Source organism: Deltaproteobacteria bacterium, assembly GCA_029210625.1.
In the GTDB taxonomy this organism is placed as follows: Bacteria; Myxococcota; Myxococcia; order SLRQ01; family SLRQ01; genus JARGFU01.
On the sequence record JARGFU010000007.1, the window covers coordinates 116,504 to 132,891 of the forward strand.

12 protein-coding genes are annotated in these 16,388 nt (G+C 73.6%); 8 read left to right on the forward strand and 4 right to left on the reverse strand.

The window, feature by feature from the left end; translation table 11 throughout:
- Positions 1 to 11: 11 nt before the first annotated feature.
- Together P1V51_08405 and P1V51_08410 are read left to right on the forward strand one after the other, a co-directional pair.
- Positions 12 to 287 (forward strand): hypothetical protein, encoded by a 276-nt coding sequence (locus P1V51_08405; GenBank protein MDF1563050.1) that lies wholly within the window; start codon positions 12 to 14, stop codon positions 285 to 287.
- Entirely contained in the window at positions 287 to 511 is a 225-nt protein-coding gene (locus P1V51_08410) for an amphi-Trp domain-containing protein (protein MDF1563051.1), read from the forward strand. Before P1V51_08405 ends, P1V51_08410 begins: the two co-directional genes overlap by 1 nt.
- 17 nt (positions 512 to 528) lie before the next feature.
- Here P1V51_08410 and P1V51_08415 read toward each other — a convergent pair whose 3' ends face one another.
- Positions 529 to 1,512, reverse strand: coding sequence for a hydroxymethylglutaryl-CoA lyase (locus P1V51_08415; GenBank protein MDF1563052.1), 984 nt, complete (start codon positions 1,510 to 1,512; stop codon positions 529 to 531).
- 103 nt (positions 1,513 to 1,615) lie between these two features.
- Here P1V51_08415 and P1V51_08420 point away from each other — a divergent pair, with 103 nt between their 5' ends.
- Complete coding sequence (locus tag P1V51_08420; protein ID MDF1563053.1) at positions 1,616 to 2,446, forward strand: ion transporter; 831 nt, start codon at positions 1,616 to 1,618, stop codon at positions 2,444 to 2,446.
- Between the two features lie 9 nt (positions 2,447 to 2,455).
- On the opposite strand, the gene P1V51_08425 is transcribed toward P1V51_08420, so the two are convergent.
- From P1V51_08425 to rsgA, 3 genes are read right to left on the reverse strand one after another with little or no spacing between them, the layout of a single operon-like run.
- Entirely contained in the window at positions 2,456 to 3,511 is a 1,056-nt protein-coding gene (locus P1V51_08425) for a hypothetical protein (GenBank protein MDF1563054.1), read from the reverse strand.
- A 32-nt stretch (positions 3,512 to 3,543) separates the two neighbouring features.
- The gene (locus P1V51_08430; protein MDF1563055.1) at positions 3,544 to 4,197 is read right to left on the reverse strand and encodes an HAD hydrolase-like protein; all 654 of its coding nucleotides are present in this window, start codon (positions 4,195 to 4,197) and stop codon (positions 3,544 to 3,546) included.
- A gap of 21 nt (positions 4,198 to 4,218) precedes the next feature.
- Positions 4,219 to 5,274 carry a ribosome small subunit-dependent GTPase A gene (rsgA, locus tag P1V51_08435; protein ID MDF1563056.1) on the reverse strand — a complete coding sequence of 352 codons (1,056 nt, stop codon included), beginning with the start codon at positions 5,272 to 5,274 and terminating at the stop codon, positions 4,219 to 4,221.
- A gap of 78 nt (positions 5,275 to 5,352) precedes the next feature.
- On the opposite strand from rsgA, the gene P1V51_08440 reads away from it, so the two are divergent.
- The 5 genes from P1V51_08440 to P1V51_08460 all read left to right on the forward strand — a co-directional run bounded on the left by P1V51_08440 (position 5,353) and on the right by P1V51_08460 (position 16,387).
- Positions 5,353 to 6,183 carry a Crp/Fnr family transcriptional regulator gene (locus tag P1V51_08440; protein MDF1563057.1) on the forward strand — a complete coding sequence of 277 codons (831 nt, stop codon included), beginning with the start codon at positions 5,353 to 5,355 and terminating at the stop codon, positions 6,181 to 6,183.
- Positions 6,184 to 6,212: 29 nt separating this feature from the next.
- Positions 6,213 to 6,932 carry an adenylate/guanylate cyclase domain-containing protein gene (locus P1V51_08445; protein MDF1563058.1) on the forward strand — a complete coding sequence of 240 codons (720 nt, stop codon included), beginning with the start codon at positions 6,213 to 6,215 and terminating at the stop codon, positions 6,930 to 6,932.
- Positions 6,929 to 8,251: an adenylate/guanylate cyclase domain-containing protein gene (locus P1V51_08450; GenBank protein ID MDF1563059.1), complete on the forward strand. Its 1,323-nt coding sequence runs from the start codon at positions 6,929 to 6,931 to the stop codon at positions 8,249 to 8,251. Before P1V51_08445 ends, P1V51_08450 begins: the two co-directional genes overlap by 4 nt.
- A 220-nt stretch (positions 8,252 to 8,471) precedes the next feature.
- On the forward strand, positions 8,472 to 10,085 hold the full coding sequence (locus tag P1V51_08455) for a PfaD family polyunsaturated fatty acid/polyketide biosynthesis protein (protein MDF1563060.1): 1,614 nt from the start codon (positions 8,472 to 8,474) through the stop codon (positions 10,083 to 10,085).
- Positions 10,082 to 16,387 (forward strand): SDR family NAD(P)-dependent oxidoreductase, encoded by a 6,306-nt coding sequence (locus tag P1V51_08460; GenBank protein ID MDF1563061.1) that lies wholly within the window; start codon positions 10,082 to 10,084, stop codon positions 16,385 to 16,387. Before P1V51_08455 ends, P1V51_08460 begins: the two co-directional genes overlap by 4 nt.
- The last annotated feature ends 1 nt before the right edge of the window (position 16,388 follow it).

Consider the following 16,388-nt stretch of genomic DNA (forward strand, 5'->3'; position numbering starts at 1 on the left):
ATCGAGACGGGATGAAGACCAAAGGGATCGGCCTCGCCCTCCTCGCCACCTTCGCGCTCCTCGCCTCGGCGGGCTGCGTGCCGGTGGAGAAGCTCCGCAAGCGCGCCGCCTTCGACATCTCCTGTCCCGAGGAGAAGCTGGAGGTCGTGGATCTCGGGGGCACGACCCGGGGGGTCACGGGCTGCGAGAAGAAGGCGACCTACCTCTGGATCTGCGGGGGCGGTCAGCCCTGCAACTGGGTCATGAACACCGACGCCGGCGCGGCCGGCGAGAAGGAGAGCGAGTGATGGCGGTGCGACAGAAGAAGGCCGAGCGGGATGTCGAGAAGCGCTACCCGGCCAGGCAGTTCGTGGCCAAGCTCCGGCGCCTGGCGGACGCCATCGAGGCCGGCGAGGCCTTTCGCATCCAGGTGGGCGGCGAGCGGGTGACCGTGCCGGCCACCGCCACCGTCAGCGTCGAGCACGAGCGCGAGGGTGGCGAGGAGGAGCTCGAGCTGCAGTTCCGCTGGTGAGCGGCCCGGCGGCCGCCTCAGGCGGCCGCCTCGTCCTTCTTGGCGAAGGGATCGTAGTCCTTGGGCCGGTGGTTCACCGGCCCGCTGTGGATCACGTTCGCGCGCAGGCGCTGGCCGATGATCTCCTCGGCGCGCAGGCCGTTGTCGATCATCTTCCGGATGTCGACGCCGGTGCTCACGCCGCACTCCTCGAGGAGGCAGATCAGGTCCTCGGAGCAGGTGTTGCCGGTGAAGCCGAACTGGTACTTGTTCGCCCCCGTCGCCGGCTGGCCGCCGATGGCCCCCAGGGAGGTGTCGACGTAGCGCAGGCCCAGCTCGAGGGCCGCGAAGGTGTTGATGATCCCGTTGCCCCGGGTGTCGTGGAAGTGCGCGATGAACTCGGTCCCGGGGAAGGTGGTGAGGAGCTCGCCGATCCGCTCGCGCACCTGCAGGGGGTTCGCGGCGCCGGTGGTGTCGCCCAGCATGATGGTGTGGGCGCCCTCCTCGACGTAGAAGCGGGTGACCTTGATGACCTCGGACATCGGCACGTCGCCGGCGATGGCGCAGCCGTAGACCGTGCCGGGGCAGCCGATGACCCGCACGCCCAGGTCGTGGGCCCGCTTCATCACGGCGGCGTGGGCCTGGAAGGCCTCCTCGTGCTTCATCCGGAAGTTGACCGTGTTGTGGGCCTCGCTGGCCGAGATCATCAGGATGATCTCGTCGGCGCCGTAGCCCTCCTTCACGCAGGTCTCGAAGCGCTCGAAGCCCTTGGCGTTGGGCATGAGCACCACGTAGGTGACGTCGTCGACGCGCTTGATGCGCTTGAGCACCTCGACGCTGTCGGCGAACTGCGGCAGGAGCTTCGGGTGCGAGAAGGAGGTGACCTCGAGCTTCTTCACGCCGGAGTCGATGATCCGGTCGATCATCTCGACCTTGTCATCGGTGGAAATCACCTTGGGGATGGACTGGAGCCCGTCGCGGGCCCAGCACTCACAAAGGATCACGGAGTCGGGAAGTGCCATGACCCGCTCATCGCTGGCCGACCTGCGATCTGTCAAGGCACAGCCGGACGCGCGGGCGATTGGTTAGACCGATCCGCTGACTCGACCTATCCTCGACCCCGAGATGGGAGAGCACGAGCCACTGCGGGAGGACCAGGCGAACTGGCGCCACACCCTCCACGAGGTGATCTTCGAGGCCGACACCCCGGCGGGGAAGGCCTTCGACCTGGTCCTGCTCCTGCTCATCGTGGCCTCGATGGTCGCGGTGATGCTCGAGAGCGTGGCGCCCATCGCCGCCGAGTACGGGGCGTGGCTGCGCGTCGCCGAGTGGGTGCTAACCCTCCTCTTCACCCTCGAGTACGCGGCCCGGTTGCTGACGGTCCGCCACCCCCTGCGCTTCGCGCTCTCCTTCTACGGGCTGGTCGATCTGGCGGCCGTGGTCCCGACCTACCTCTCCCTCCTCATCCCCGGCGCGCAGTCCCTGCTCGTCATCCGGGCCCTGCGCCTCCTGCGGGTCTTCCGGGTGCTGAAGCTGGTGCGCTTCCTCGGGGAGGCCGGCGAGCTGGCCCGGGCCCTCAAGCAGAGCCGGGAGAAGGTGATCATCTTCCTCGGGGTGGTGCTCACGGTGGACCTGATCGTCGGCACCCTGATGTACCTGATCGAGGGCGAGGCCTCGGGCTTCGACTCGATCCCCCGGGGCTTCTACTGGGCCATCGTCACCATGACGACGGTGGGCTTCGGGGACATCGCGCCCGTCACGCCCCTGGGCCAGAGCCTGGCGGCCCTGGTGATGATCCTCGGCTACGGGATCATCGCCGTCCCCACCGGCATCGTCACCAGCGAGCTGGCCCGGGCGCGGAAGCCCGCGGTCACCACCCAGGCCTGCCGCAGCTGCATGGCCGAGGACCACGACCCCGACGCGAAGCACTGCAAGCACTGCGGCGAGCGGCTGTAGTTCCCGGACCTAGGGCTTCTCGAGCGTCAGCAGCAACCGGGCGGTGTCGAGGGCCAGGTCGGGCAGGCGCTTCTCGGTGTCGAGCGCGAAGACCTGGTAGAGGCGCCCCTCGCGGCAGGTGACCGCCGCCGCGCCGGGGACCAGCTTCCCTCCGCCGATGTCGGTGCGCGCCCGGGCGAGGAAGAGCCTCTGCTTCTTGTGCCGCAGCCAGCGGCTGTCCTGGAAGTGCACCTTGCCGGGGGCGTCCCGGGGCGCCACGTCGCCGGTGATCTTGGCCCAGTCCGCCTCGTCGAGGGCGTCGCAGGGCTTCGGGGAGGGCCCCTCGCCCAGGCTCAGGAAGGCTCCGGTGGAGGGCACGTAGTAGCGGCCCTGCAGCAGCCAGCTCTCGGGGGGCAGGTCGAGGGTCTCTCCGCCCGCGAAGCGGTAGGCGAGGGCGCCCGGCGACTCCACCACCCTCAGGGAGGCGAAGAGGGCCTTCGCGCCCTTGCCGCCGCGCCGCAGATCGCTGCCCTCGAGGCCGGCGAGCATCATGTTCACGAACCAGCCCCGCACGAAGAAGGAGCGGCTCTCGCCCACGAAGTGGCGCTCGGGCGGCCCGAACTCGAACTCGACCCGCCGGGCGTCCTCGGCGCCGGCCTGCTCGTAGGGCTGCGGCTCGGAGAGGACGAGCCCCTGGGCGCCGATGGCCTCCAGGAACTTCTTCGCGTAGCTCTCCTGCTCCTTCTCCCGCCCCGGCTGCAGGACCCAGGGGGCGGGCTTGTAGGAGACGACGGCGATGCTGTCGGCGGTGCCCAGCTGGATCGAGAGCCAGCCCCGGCCGAAGGTCTGCTCGTAGGTCTTGCCCGGCTCGAGGGCGACCTCGAAGGGCACCCCCCGGCAGCGGTAGACCCCCTCGGGGTCGAGGGGGGCGGTCTTCTGCTGCTGGGTGCAGACCGGGCGCTCGTCGAGGGGCTGGCGCTTCGGGGGCTTCACCTTCTCGGGCTTCTGGAAGGTGCCCGCGTCCGCGGCCCCGGCCGGCGCCGGGAGGGTGAGGAGGGCGGCGAGGAGGAGGAGGGTCGCGCGCATGGGAGCTCCCGGGCGGCCGCGGGCCGCGAGGTTCAGGCCAGGAGGCCGGAGAGGGAGGAGAGGAGGGGGGCGCCGTGGGCGGCGAGGCGCCCGGCGCTCTGGTGGCCCGAGGGGACGAGGTAGCAGCGCAGGCCGAGGGCCTCGGCGACCTCGAGGTCGTGGTCGGTGTCGCCCACCAGGAGGGTGGTCGCGGGGTCGATGCCGGTCTCGTCCAGCCAGTCCCGGCCGATCTCGATCTTCCCGCCGGCGTAGTGGTCGTCGAGGCCGAGGAGCTCGGAGAAGTGGTGGTCGATCGCGTGGTCGCGCGCCTGGCGGTGCAGGCGCGTACGCTGGCTGGCCGAGAGCACGCTCTGGCCGATCCCCCGGCCGGCGATGGCCTCGAGGACCTCTCGTGCCCCGGGCTGCAGCTGGCAGCCGCGCTGGCCGGCCTCGTAGCCCTCGATGAACTCGGTGCCGACGGCCTCCCAGGGCTCCGCCGCGAAGTCGAAGCCCAGGCCGACGTAGTAGTCCTTCACCGGGAAGGCGAAGACCTCCTGGTAGCGCTCGAGGGAGAGGGGCGGGAGGCCCCGGCGGGAGAGGAGGCCGTTCATCACCTCGACGCAGAGCCAGGCGTCGTCGAGGAGGGTGCCGTTCCAGTCCCAGATGAGGTGCCGCACGCCGGCGAGTGGTGAGCCGTTGCCCTTCATGTCGGGGACGAGGGTAGCAGGTCAGCGGTCCTTGAGCTTCTGCACCTGCTTGCGCCAGCGCCCGATCGTGGTCTTCTCGTGGTGGCGCTGGGCGTGGACGCTGGCGCGCCGCTCGGAGACCTCGGCCTCGTGCCGCAGGGCCAGGAAGCGCTCGAGGCGGTCGGCGGCGATCTCGCCGGCCTCCACCGCCACCCGCACCGCGCAGCCCGGCTCGCTGCGGTGCCCGCAGTCGGCGAAGCGGCAGCCGGCGGCCCGCTCGGTGATCTCGTCGAAGGTCTCCTCGAGCCCCTCGAGGTCCCCGAGGAGCCCCACCTCCCGCATCCCGGGGGTGTCGATCATCACGCCCCCGCCGGGCATCGGCAGGAGCACCCGGGCGGTGGTGGTGTGGCGGCCCTTGCTGTCGTCCTCGCGGACCTCGCGGGTGGCCATCGCCTCCCGGCCGAGGAGGCGGTTGAGCAGGGAGGACTTGCCCGCCCCCGAGGAGCCCAGGAGGACCCCGCTGCGGCCGGCGCCGACCTCGGCCCGCAGCGCCTCGACGCCCTCGCCGCTCTGAGCGCTCACCAGCAGCACCGGCACCCCGCGGGCGACGGCCTCCGCCTCCCGCAGGCGGGGCGCCGGATCCTCGAGGAGGTCGGCCTTGTTCAGGACGATCACCGGCACCGCCCCGGCGGTGCGGGTGAGGGCGAGGTAGCGCTCGAGCCGGCGGGGGTTGAAGTCGTGGTCGAGGCCGGCGACCAGGAAGGCGACGTCGATGTTGGCGGCGATGGGCTGCTCGGGCCGCCCCTCGCCGTGGCCCCGGGCGAAGAGGGTCTGGCGGGGCAGGAGGGCGCGCAGCAGCGTGGCGTCGTCGATCTCCTCCAGGGCGCAGAAGTCGCCCGTGGCCGGCGCCCCGGCCTCGCCGCCGCCGGCCACCGGGAGCGGGGTGCGCCAGGTGGCGCTGCGCTCTCCCCGGTCGGTGAAGAGCGTCACCAGCCCCCGGTCCACCCGCACGATCCGGCCGGGGAAGAGGCCGGGCCGCTCGAGGGCGTCGAGGTGGAACTGCCAGATGGGCGACCAGCCCAGGTCGTCGAGGCGCATGGCGGCATGATCGCTCCTGCGGGCCACCGGCGTCGATGGCGGATGGTGGGCTCCGGCGAAACTTGCTAGAGCGAGCCCATGGGGACGCTGGAGCACCTTTGCCGGGAGCACCCGGAGGGCGACCTCCTCTTCGAGGAGGGCGACGTCGGGAAGAAGATGTTCGTCATCCAGTCCGGGCAGGTGCAGATCTTCCGCACGGTGGGCAAGGACCGCATCGTCCTGGCGCACCTCGGGCCCGGAGAGTTCTTCGGGGAGATGGCCATCCTGGAGGGCCTCCCGCGCTCGGCCTCGGCCCTGGTGGTCGAGCCGACGAAGCTCATCGAGGTCGACTCGAGGATGTTCGAGGAGATGATCTCGGAGAACGCCGAGATCGCCATCCGCATCATGCGCAAGCTCGCCGGCCGGGTGCGCGAGCTCGATCTGCGGCTGCAGAACCTCCTCTCGGAGGGCGGCGTGGGCCGGGCCATCGAGGTCCTGCGGCAGATGGCGGCGAAGGGCTCGCCCGAGTCGGGCGGGCGGGTGCGCCTGGCGGCCTCGGCCGTGCACATCGCGATCACCGCCCAGTGCAACCTCTCGCCCGCCGAGGTCGAGCCGGTCCTCGAGCAGCTGCGCCGCAGCGGCTGCATCCGCACCGAGGGGATCGAGATCGTGGTGGCCGACGAGGTCCACCTCGAGCGCTTCGCGGTCTACCTGGACCTCAAGCGGAAGTTCGAGCCGGCGCAGTCGGAGCTCTCGGACACCGCCCGCCGCCGGATGGACCGCCTCATCCGGGCCCTCGAGCTCGAGGAGGACGACCTGCACTTCAACCGCACCGTCCTCGCCGAGCAGTACCAGCGCTACCTCGATCTCAAGGGCGACTTCGAGGCGCTGCCCGCCGCCGGCCCGGGGACCCCGAGCGACGCGCCGTAGGTGGGACGGGGCCGGGGGAGGAGGCGACGATGAAGATGCACCCGCTCACGCTGGCCTTCGAGGATCCGGAGGTCGAGGCGAGCTTCGACGCCGCGCACCGCGAGCGGGGGGCGCGGCGCGTCCGCGGCATCATCCTGGTCTTCTGCGGGGCCCTGCTGCTCTCGATCGGCTTCGACGTCTCGGCCGTGCCTCACCTCTGGCACTTCTCCCTGATCTTCAAGCTGGGCCTCGCCATCCCCGGGCTCCTGATCGTCGCGGCCCTCTCCCGCAAGCCCTTCTTCGTCCGGCACTTCAACGGCGCCGTCCTCATCGGCTCGGTGATCCTGGGGGCCGCGGTGCTCCGGCTCCCCGCGGCGGAGGGCTGGGCCCTGGCCGGCTTCACCTGGGTGCTGCAGTCCCTCGTCCTCTACGGGGCCTACCAGCTCGAGCACGCCGAGCGCCGGGCCTGGCTGGCCAACCGCAAGAGCGAGCGCCTGCTCCTGAACATCCTGCCCGAGCCGGTCGCCCACCGACTCCGCGACCGGCCCGGCACGATCGCCGAGCACTTCGAGGAGGTGACGGTGCTCTTCGCCGACATCGTCGGCTTCACGACCCTCGCCTCGAAGGTCAGCCCCGAGAGCCTGGTCTCGGGGCTCGACGAGGTCTTCTCGGCCTTCGACGATCTCGCGGACCAGGGCGAGATCGAGGTGAAGGGGAAGGGGACCATGCGGGTCTGGGAGCTCACCGGCCGGCAGGCGAGGGCCGCGTGAGGACCGGCGAGCTCCAGGCGATCTCCTGGCGCCTGCTCCAGGAGGAGCGGGCGAAGGGGGAGGCGCGCCTGGCGCGGGTCCGGATGATCGTCCTCTGGCTGGTGACCCTGGTTCAGATCGGCTTCCTCCTCCCGGCGCCCCCCAGCGACCTCGCGGTCCAGCTCCGGGCGGTCCTCGTCTTCGGCGCCGCCGCCCTCGTGGCCACGCTCTGGTGGTGGGTGTACCGGCGCTTCGGGCTCTTCCCCGGCGCCATCGCCCTCTCCACCTCCTTCGACGTCGCGGTGGCCGGGGCGATCACCCTCAACTGGAGCATCTACCCCGGCGGGGAGGTGCTCCCCACCCAGCTGAAGTTCGGGGTGGGCTACGGGATCTTCCTGGCGGTCCTCACCCTGACCGCGGTGCGCTTCGACTACCGCTCGGTGCTCCTGGCCACCGCCGAGAGCCTGCTCTTCTTCGCCGGGCTGGCCCTGCTGGTGGCGAGCGTGGGCGAGGTCGAGTTCGTCGCCGCCGTCGAGGACAGCTTCCAGCCCCACACCGTCAACGCGATCGACCTGGCGGGGCGCTTCACGGTCCTGGTCTTCGCCGGGGGCATCCTGGCCTATGGCGCCTACCGGGTCGATCGGATGCTCCAGCAGGGGGTGAGGATCGCCCACCAGAAGCAGATGCTGGGCCAGTTCGTCAGCCAGCGGGTGGCCGAGGCCCTGGAGACCGGCGACGCCGGGCTCGATCTCTCGGGGCAGCGGCGGCACATCGCCATCCTCTTCTGCGACATCCGGGGCTTCACGACCCTCTCCGAGACGATGGAGCCCGAGGCCCTGCTGGCCTTGCTCAACGCCTACTACGAGCAGGCGGCGGAGGTCGTCTTCGAGCACCAGGGCACCCTCGACAAGTACCTGGGCGACGGCTTCATGGCCCTCTTCGGGGCGCCGACGCCCCTGGCCAGCCCCTCCCGGGCGGCCCTCGACTGCGCCCGGGACCTGCTCCGGCGCCTGGAGACCTTCCGCGGACCGGGGGGCCGGCGGATCTCGATCGGGGTCGGGATCCACAGCGGCGAGGTGGTGGTCGGCAACCTCGGCACCGAGGCCTACAAGAGCTACACGGCCATCGGCCGGGGGGTGAACCTGGCCGCCCGGATCGAGGCCGCCACCCGGGAGGCCGGAGAGGACCTGCTCTTCTCGGAGGCCGTGCGGGCGGCGCTGGCCGACGACGGAGGCGCGCCGGTCGAGGTGATCGAGGCGGGCACCTTCGCCCTCAAGGGCATCGCCGAGCCCCAGGCCCTCTTCACGGTCCGGGAGGGCCCGCCGGGCGCCCCCGCCTGAGGAGGGATCCCCGGCCTGATTTCCCCCGTGATTCCGGGGGTCTGGTGGGGTGATGGAACCATGACCGGGTGGCTATCGCCATCGCGGGGGCGCGATGGTAAACACCCCCCCTCGTGCATCCCGTCAGGGGGCCAGGCGGGGCGCTTTTCCGGGCAGAGCCCGGGGGGCACCGTCCGCCGCGCGCCTCGCTGACCAGCCCGAATCCTGGGGAGCTCACATCATGCGACCGACCGTGACCGGCAGCCCGACGCGCCCCGCCGCCGAGACCCGCTCGGCGGAGACCCTCGCCGAGGTGCTGCCCCGGATCGACCGGGCCTACGCCGTGCTGCCTCCCCGGGCGGACGGGGCGCGGCCCGTGCGCCCCTGGTCGGGCCCGGCCGGGGACGAGGCCCCGGTGGCCATCCTCCCGGCGGCCCCGCTCTCGCAGCTCGGTGATCCGGCCTTCTGCGCGGCCCACGGCCTGCGCCTCCCCTACGTGGGCGGCGCCATGGCCCACGGCATCTCCTCGGTGGAGCTGGTCGTGGCGCTCGGGCGCGCCGGCCTGCTCGGCGTCTTCGGCGCCGCCGGCCTGCCCCTCGCCCGGGTGGAGGCCGCCCTCGACGCCCTCGAGGCCGCGAGAGGGGAGGGGAGCTTCCCCTTCGCGATGAACCTCATCCACAGCCCCTCCGAGCCCTCCATCGAGCAGGGCGCGGTCGACCTCTACCTGCGCCGCGGCGTGCGCCTGGTGGAGGCGTCGGCCTACCTGCGGCTGAACCTGCAGGTGGTGCGCTACCGCCTCAAGGGGCTGCACCGGGACGCCGCCGGCCGGGTCGTGGCCCCCAACAAGATCATCGCGAAGGTCTCCCGGGTCGAGGTCGCCGAGGGCTTCCTCGGGCCGGCCCCGGAGCGGCTCGTGAACGAGCTCTTGCGGCGCGGCGACATCAGCGCCGAGGAGGCCGAGCTCTCGCGGCACGTGCCGGTGGCCACGGACCTCACCGTCGAGGCGGACTCCGGCGGGCACACCGACAACCGGCCCCTGGTGACCCTCCTGCCGACCATGATCGCCCTGCGGGACCGGCTGCAGGCCGAGCATGGCTTCCCCGAGCCGGTGCGGATCGGCGCCGGCGGCGGCATCGCCACCCCCGCCTCGGCGGCCGCGGCCTTCGCGATGGGCGCCGCCTATCTGGTCGTCGGCTCGGTGAACCAGGCCTGCCGCGAGTCCGGGACCTCGGACCTGGTCCGGCAGCTCCTGGCCGAGACCCGGCAGGCCGACATCACGATGGCGCCGGCGGCGGACATGTTCGAGATGGGCGTGAAGGTGCAGGTGCTCAAGCGCGGCACCCTCTTCGCGCAGCGGGCGAACAAGCTCTACGAGCTCTACCGCAAGCACGAGAGCCTGGACGCCCTCCCGCCGAAGGAGCGCGAGGAGCTGGAGCGGAAGGTCTTCCGCCTCCCGCTCACCCAGGTCTGGGAGGAGACCCGGCGCTTCTTCGCCGAGCGCGACCCCTCCCAGCTCGAGCGCGCCGAGACCGACCCCAAGCACCAGCTGGCCCTGACCTTCCGCTGGTACCTGGGCCAGAGCTCCTTCTGGGCCAAGGCCGGCCTCGAGGAGCGGCGGGTGGACCTGCAGATCTGGTGCGGCCCCGCCATGGGCGCCTTCAACGAGTGGACCCGGGGGAGCTTCCTCGAGGCCGCCGCCGCCCGCGACGTCGTGACCGTCGCCCACAACCTCCTCCACGGGGCCGCCCTCCTCGCCCGCGTCCACGCGCTGGCGATCCAGGGGGTGCGCCTGCCGGCCGGCGCCGTGGACACCTCTCCGAAGACCCTCTCGCAGCTCGAGGAGCAGCTTTCGTGAAGCACCCCGTCGCCATCGTCGGAATCGGCTGCATCTTCCCGGACGCCCCGGACTTCGCCCGCTACTGGGCGAACATCAAGCGGGGCCACGACGCCATCCGCGAGATCCCCGAGGGCCACTGGCCCGTCGAGGACTACTTCCGCGACGCGCCGGCGCCGGACCTCACCTACGCGCGGCGCGGCGGCTTCATCCCGCCCACCGACTTCGATCCCCTCGCCTTCGGCATCGTGCCGGACAACCTCGAGGCCACGGACACGACCCAGCTCCTCGGGATGCTCGTCGCCCAGAAGGCCCTCGAGGACGCGGGCTTCGATCCGGCCGAGGAGGACACCGAGAAGGTGAGCGTGGTGCTGGGCGTCACCGGCACCCTGCCCCTGGTCATCCCCCTGGGCGCCCGGCTCGGGCACCCCATCTGGCGCAAGGCCCTGAAGGACGCGGGCGTCGAGGGCGAGCTCGCCGAGGACGTGGTGCAGCGGATCTCCGACGCCTACGTGCCCTGGAAGGAGAACTCCTTCCCCGGGCTGCTGGGCAACGTGGTGGCCGGCCGCATCGCCAACCGCCTCGACCTCCACGGCACCAACTGCGTGGTGGACGCGGCCTGCGCCTCGTCGCTCTCGGCGGCGCACCTCGCGGCGATGGAGCTGGAGAGCGGCCGGGCGGACCTGGTGGTCACCGGCGGCCTCGACACCTTCAACGACATCTTCATGTACATGTGCTTCAGCCAGACGCCGGCGCTCTCGCCCAGCGGCGACTCGCGGCCCTTCGACCGCGACGGCGACGGCACGATCCTCGGCGAGGGGCTGGGCATCGTGGTGCTCAAGCGCCTGGAGGACGCCGAGCGGGACGGCGACCGCATCTACGCCCTCATCAAGGCCGTGGGCTCGTCCAGCGACGGGCAGGGCCAGGCCATCTACGCGCCGAGCGCCGCGGGGCAGGCCCGCGCCCTGCGCAAGGCCTACTCGGCGGCCGGCGTCGGCCCCGAGACCGTGGAGCTCGTCGAGAGCCACGGCACCGGCACCAAGGTCGGCGACGCCATCGAGGCCACCGCGCTCTCCGAGGTCTTCCGGGAGGCCCGCGCCGAGGGGACCTGGTGCGCCCTGGGCTCGGTGAAGTCGCAGATCGGGCACACCAAGGCCGCCGCCGGCGCCGCCGGGCTCATCAAGGCCGCGCTGGCCCTCCACCACCGGGTGCTGCCGCCCACCATCAAGGTCGAGCAGCCCCTGGAGATGCTGGCCGCCGGCAAGACCCCCTTCTACGTGAACACCCAGCAGCGCCCCTGGCTGCCCGCGGCCGCCGGCCACCCGCGCCGGGCGGCGGTGAGCGCCCTGGGCTTCGGGGGCAGCAACTTCCACGTCGTCCTCGAGGAGTACCCCGACAGCCACCCGGGCATCGACTGGACGGGCACCGTGCAGATCGTGCCCTTCTCGGCGAGCAGCCGCGAGCAGCTCCTGGCCGCCCTCGACGGCTGGGAGAAGCTCTCCTGCTGGACCGACCGGCGGGTCTGGGCCGGCGCCCTGCGCGCCAGCTTCGATCCCGGCGCGCCCCTGCGCCTGGCCTTCGTCGCCAGCGCCGAGCCCGGGGACGACGAGGTCGATCTGGAGCGCGTGCGCCGCCACCTCGGGGACGAGAGCAAGACCAGCTTCACCACCCCCGACGGCGCCTGCTTCGAGGCGCGCGCGGGCGAGGCGCCCGGCCGCCTGGCCTTCCTCTTCCCGGGGCAGGGCGCCCAGTACCCCGGGATGCTGCGGGATCTGGCCTGCGCCTTCCCCCAGCTCCAGGAGAGCCTGGCCGCCGCCGACGCCGCCCTGGAGCTCGGCGGAGCGCGCCTCGTCGATCGCATCTACCCCCACTCGATCTTCGACGCCGAGGCCCGGGCCGAGTCGGTGGCGGCGCTGCGCGCCACCGAGGTCGCCCAGCCCGCCCTGGGCGCGGTGAGCCTGGGAGCCCTCGAGCTCCTGCGGCACTTCGGGCTCTCGCCCGACGCGGTGGCCGGCCACTCCTACGGCGAGCTGGTCGCGCTCACCGCCGCCGGCGTGATCGACCCGGCCGATCTGCCGGCCCTCTCGCGGCTGCGCGGCGAGCTGATGGCGGGGATGGCCGAGGGCGACGCGGGCACGATGCTCGCGGCCTCCTGCGAGCTGCCGAGGCTCGAGGCGATCCTCGCCGAGGCCGGCCTGGAGGTGGTCGTCGCCAACCGCAACACCCCCACCCAGAACGTCCTCTCGGGGAGCCGGAAGGCCATCGAGGCCGCCGAGGCCCTGCTGGTCACGAAGGAGATCCCCGTGACCCGGCTGGAGGTGGCCGCCGCCTTCCACAGCCCGCTGGTCGCGGGCGCCGAGGGTCCCCTGCGCGAGGCCCTCGATGGCCGCCCCTTCGGCGAGCCCGGCCTGCCGGTCTGGGCCAACACCACCGCGCGACCCTACCCCCCGGAGGCCGACGCGGCGCGGGCGCTCCTCGCCGGGCAGCTGGCCCGGCCGGTGGAGTTCTGCGCGACCCTCGAGGGCCTCCACGCCGAGGGCGTGCGCACCTTCGTCGAGGTGGGCCCGGGCGCCCGCCTCTCTGGCATGGTGCAGAAGACCCTGCAGGACCCGGACGTGCAGGCCCTCGCCCTCGACGCCTCCTCCGGGCGCCGCAACGGCCTGATCGATCTCGGCCGCCTCCTCGCCCGCCTCGCCGTGCTCGGCCACGAGCTCGAGCTCGAGCGCTGGGATCCCGAGGCCATCGGCTCCAAGCCCGAGGCGCCCGCACGCAAGGGGCCGAAGATGTCGGTGCCCCTCTCGGGCGTGAACTACGTGAGCCCGCGCCCCGCGCGTCCGCCGGCCACGCCTCGCCCCGTCTTGGCGCCGGCGACCGCCGCGCCCGCGCCCGCGCCGGCCGCGCTTCCCTCCTCCGCGCCCGTCGTCGGGACTTCGTCCCGCCCAACGGCGGCGCCCATCGCCTTCACCGAGCAGGTACGCCCGATGTCCGACGATCCCCGCCACGCCGCGCTCAACGCGAACCTCCAGGCGCTGCTGCAGATGCAGTCCCAGACCGCCGACCTCCACCGCCTCTTCCTCGAGGGGCAGGAGGCCGCCACCGCAACCTTCCGGGACCTGATCCTGCGCCAGCAGGGCCTGATCACCGGGCAGGCGGTGGAGCCGCTCGCCCTCTCCACCGGCCACGGCCTCCCGGCGCTGGCGGCGGTGGCCGCGCCGGCGATCGTGGCCGCCCCGCAGCCCGTGCCGGCGCCCGCGCTGGCGCCCGCCCCCGTGGCCCAGCCCGAGCCCGCGCTCACGGCCGTGGCCCCGGCGCCGGCTGCCGGCGTCGAGCTGGCCCCGGCCCTGCTGGAGATCGTCTCCGAGCGCACCGGCTACCCCGTCGAGGTCCTCGAGCTCGACATGGATCTCGACACCGATCTGGGCATCGACTCCATCAAGCGGGTGGAGATCCTCTCGGCCCTGCAGGCAAAGCTGCCCGGGCTGGCCGCGCCCGATCCCGAGGCCCTGGGCCAGCTGCGCACCCTGGGCGAGATCGTCGCCTTCATGCAGGACGCCCCGGCGCCCGCGCCCGCCGCCGCGCCCCTGGCGGGGGCCGCGCCCTCCGCGGCCGACCTGCCCGGCGACGGCTCGGTGATCTCCGCCGCGCTCCTCGAGGTGGTCTCGGAGAAGACCGGCTATCCGGTGGAGGTCCTCGAGCTGGACATGGACCTCGACACCGATCTGGGCATCGACTCCATCAAGCGGGTGGAGATCCTCTCGGCCCTCCAGGCCCGGCACCCCGAGCTGCCGGCCCCGGATCCCGAACAGCTCGCCGAGCTTCGCACCCTCGGCAGCATCGTCTCCTTCCTCTACGGCGCCGCCGAGGGGGTGCCCGCGGCCGCCCCGGCGCCCGCGGCGAAGGCCCCCGTCACCCCCGCGGCGCCCGCCGCCGCGCCGGCCGCCGGACCGCGGCCGCTCTACCGGGCCGAGCTGGCGAGCGCGCCCCTCGGCTCCGAGGCCGGAGCCCTGAGCCTCCCCGCGGGGACGGTGGTGCTCATCGATGGGGGCGACGCCCTGGGCGAGGCGCTGGCCCTGGCCCTGCGGGCGCGCGGCAGCGAGACCCTGCGCCTGGGCTGGCGCGAGGTGGAGGGGGCCGCCCTGCCCGGGCAGGTGGCCGGCCTCCTCCTCCTGCCGCCCCTCACCCTCGAGGCCGAGGCCGAGCTGGAGCTCTTCCAGGCGGCGCTGCGCGGCCTGCAGCGGGTCCGCCCCCTGCTCTCCACCGGCGCGCTCCTCTCCTCCCTCTCCCGGATGGACGGCCACCTCGGCCTCGCCGGGACGGCCTCCGCCGACGCCGTGACCGGCGGTGCCCTCGCGGGCCTGATCAAGACCGCCGGGCTGGAGTGGGAGGGCTGCCAGGCGCGGGTGCTCGATCTCGATCCCGAGCTGGCCGTCTCGGCCGGCGCGATCCTGGACGCGCTCCTCGCCGCCGGCCCGGTCGAGCGCGGCCTCTCGGCCGAGGGGCTGCGGGGCCTGGTCCTGCACGAGGCCGAGGTGCCCGCCGGCGGCCACCGCTTCGGGCGCGAGGATCGCGTGCTCCTCACCGGCGGCGCCCGGGGGGTCACCGCCGCCGCCGCCCTGGCGCTGGCCGAGGCCAGCCAGGCGACCCTCTTCCTCCTGGGCCGCAGCCCGGCCCCCGCGGCCGAGCCCGAGTGGCTCGCGGCCCTCGCCGACGAGGCCGCGATCAAGCGCGCCCTCCTCGAGCGGGGTGGCGGGCAGAGCGGCGCCCTCGCCGCCATCGAGCAGGAGTGCCAGGCCATCCTCCGCGACCGGGAGATCCGGGAGAACCTGCGGCGGATCGAGGCCGCGGGCTCGCGGGTGATCTACCGCTCGGTGGATCTGCGGGACGCGGCGGCCCTCGCGGCCGTCCTCGCCGAGCTCGGCGCCGAGCACGGCGCCCCCACCGCCGTCGTCCACGGCGCCGGCGTGCTGGCCGACGGCCACCTCGACGAGAAGCGCGCCGAGGGGCTGGCGGCCGTCGTCACCACCAAGCTCACCGGCTGGCGCAACCTGCGCGCCGCGCTGGAGGGCGCGCCCCTGAAGGCCCTGGTCTTCTTCTCCTCCACCACCGCGCGGGTGGGGCGCCGGGGCCAGGCGGACTACGCCCTGGCCAACGAGGCCCTCGACAAGCTCGCCCACGTGGAGCGGGCCGCCCGCCCCGGGACCCGCGTCGTCTCCATCGGCTGGGGGCCCTGGGAGGGCGGCATGGTCACCCCCTCCCTGGCCCGCCTCTTCGCCGCCGAGGGCGTGCCGCTGATCCCGCTGCCGGCGGGCGCGCGGCTGCTGGTCGACGAGCTGCAGGCGCCCCCCGAGGCCGCGGCGCAGACCGTGGTGCTCGGCGGCCCGGTCGACCAGCCGGGCCTCGCCCCCGCGCCCCGGAGCGCCGCCGCGCCGGCCGCCGGGGCCGAGCACCTGGCCTTCGAGATCGGCCTCGAGCCCGAGCGCCAGCCCTTCCTCTCCGACCACGTCATCGCCGGTCAGGCGGTGCTGCCCCTGGCCCTCTCGGCGGAGTGGCTGGCTCAGGCCGCGCTCCACGAGCAGCCCGGCCTCGAGCTGATCGGGATCGACGGGCTGCGCCTCTTCAAGGGCGTGCGCCTCGGCGCCGGCGAGCGCCGGGCGCTGGAGCTGCGCTTCGGTGCGGCGCGAGGCGAGGCGGGGCTGCTGCGCCTCCCCGCGCGCCTGCAGGAGCGGGGCGAGCGCCCCAACGTGCAGGCCGAGGTGCTGCTCGGCGACGCGGCGCAGCGGCAGGAGCCGCCCCGGCTCCTCACGCTGCCCGCCCGGCGGATCGCCTCGGGCCTCGCCGCCGAGCCCGCGGCGCTCTACCGCACCCTCTTCCACGGCAACGCCCTGCGCTGCCTCGAGTCCCTCGAGGCGCACACCGAGCAGCAGATCGTCGCCCGCATCCGCCGCGCGCCGCAGCCGGCCGAGTGGCTGGAGGCTCCGCTGCGCGGCAGCTGGCTCACCGATCCCCTGGCCCTCGACGCCGCCTTCCAGCTGGGCATCCTCTGGTCGGTGGCCGCCCGGGGCGAGCCCTGCCTGCCCGCCGCGGTCGCCACCTACCGCCAGAAGGTCAGCCGCTTCCCCGAGACGATGCTGCTCCTGGGCGAGGTCGAGTCCCTCGAGGGGCAGACCCTGAAGATGGCCTTCGACTGGCGCTCGATCGAGGGTGAGCTCCTGGCCTGGATGCGCGGCGCCGAGATGATCCTCGACCCGGCCCTCACCCGGGCCTTCGAGGAGCGGAGCCTCGCGCCCCGGACCGGCCCGGAAGTGCGGATCGAGCAGCGTTGAA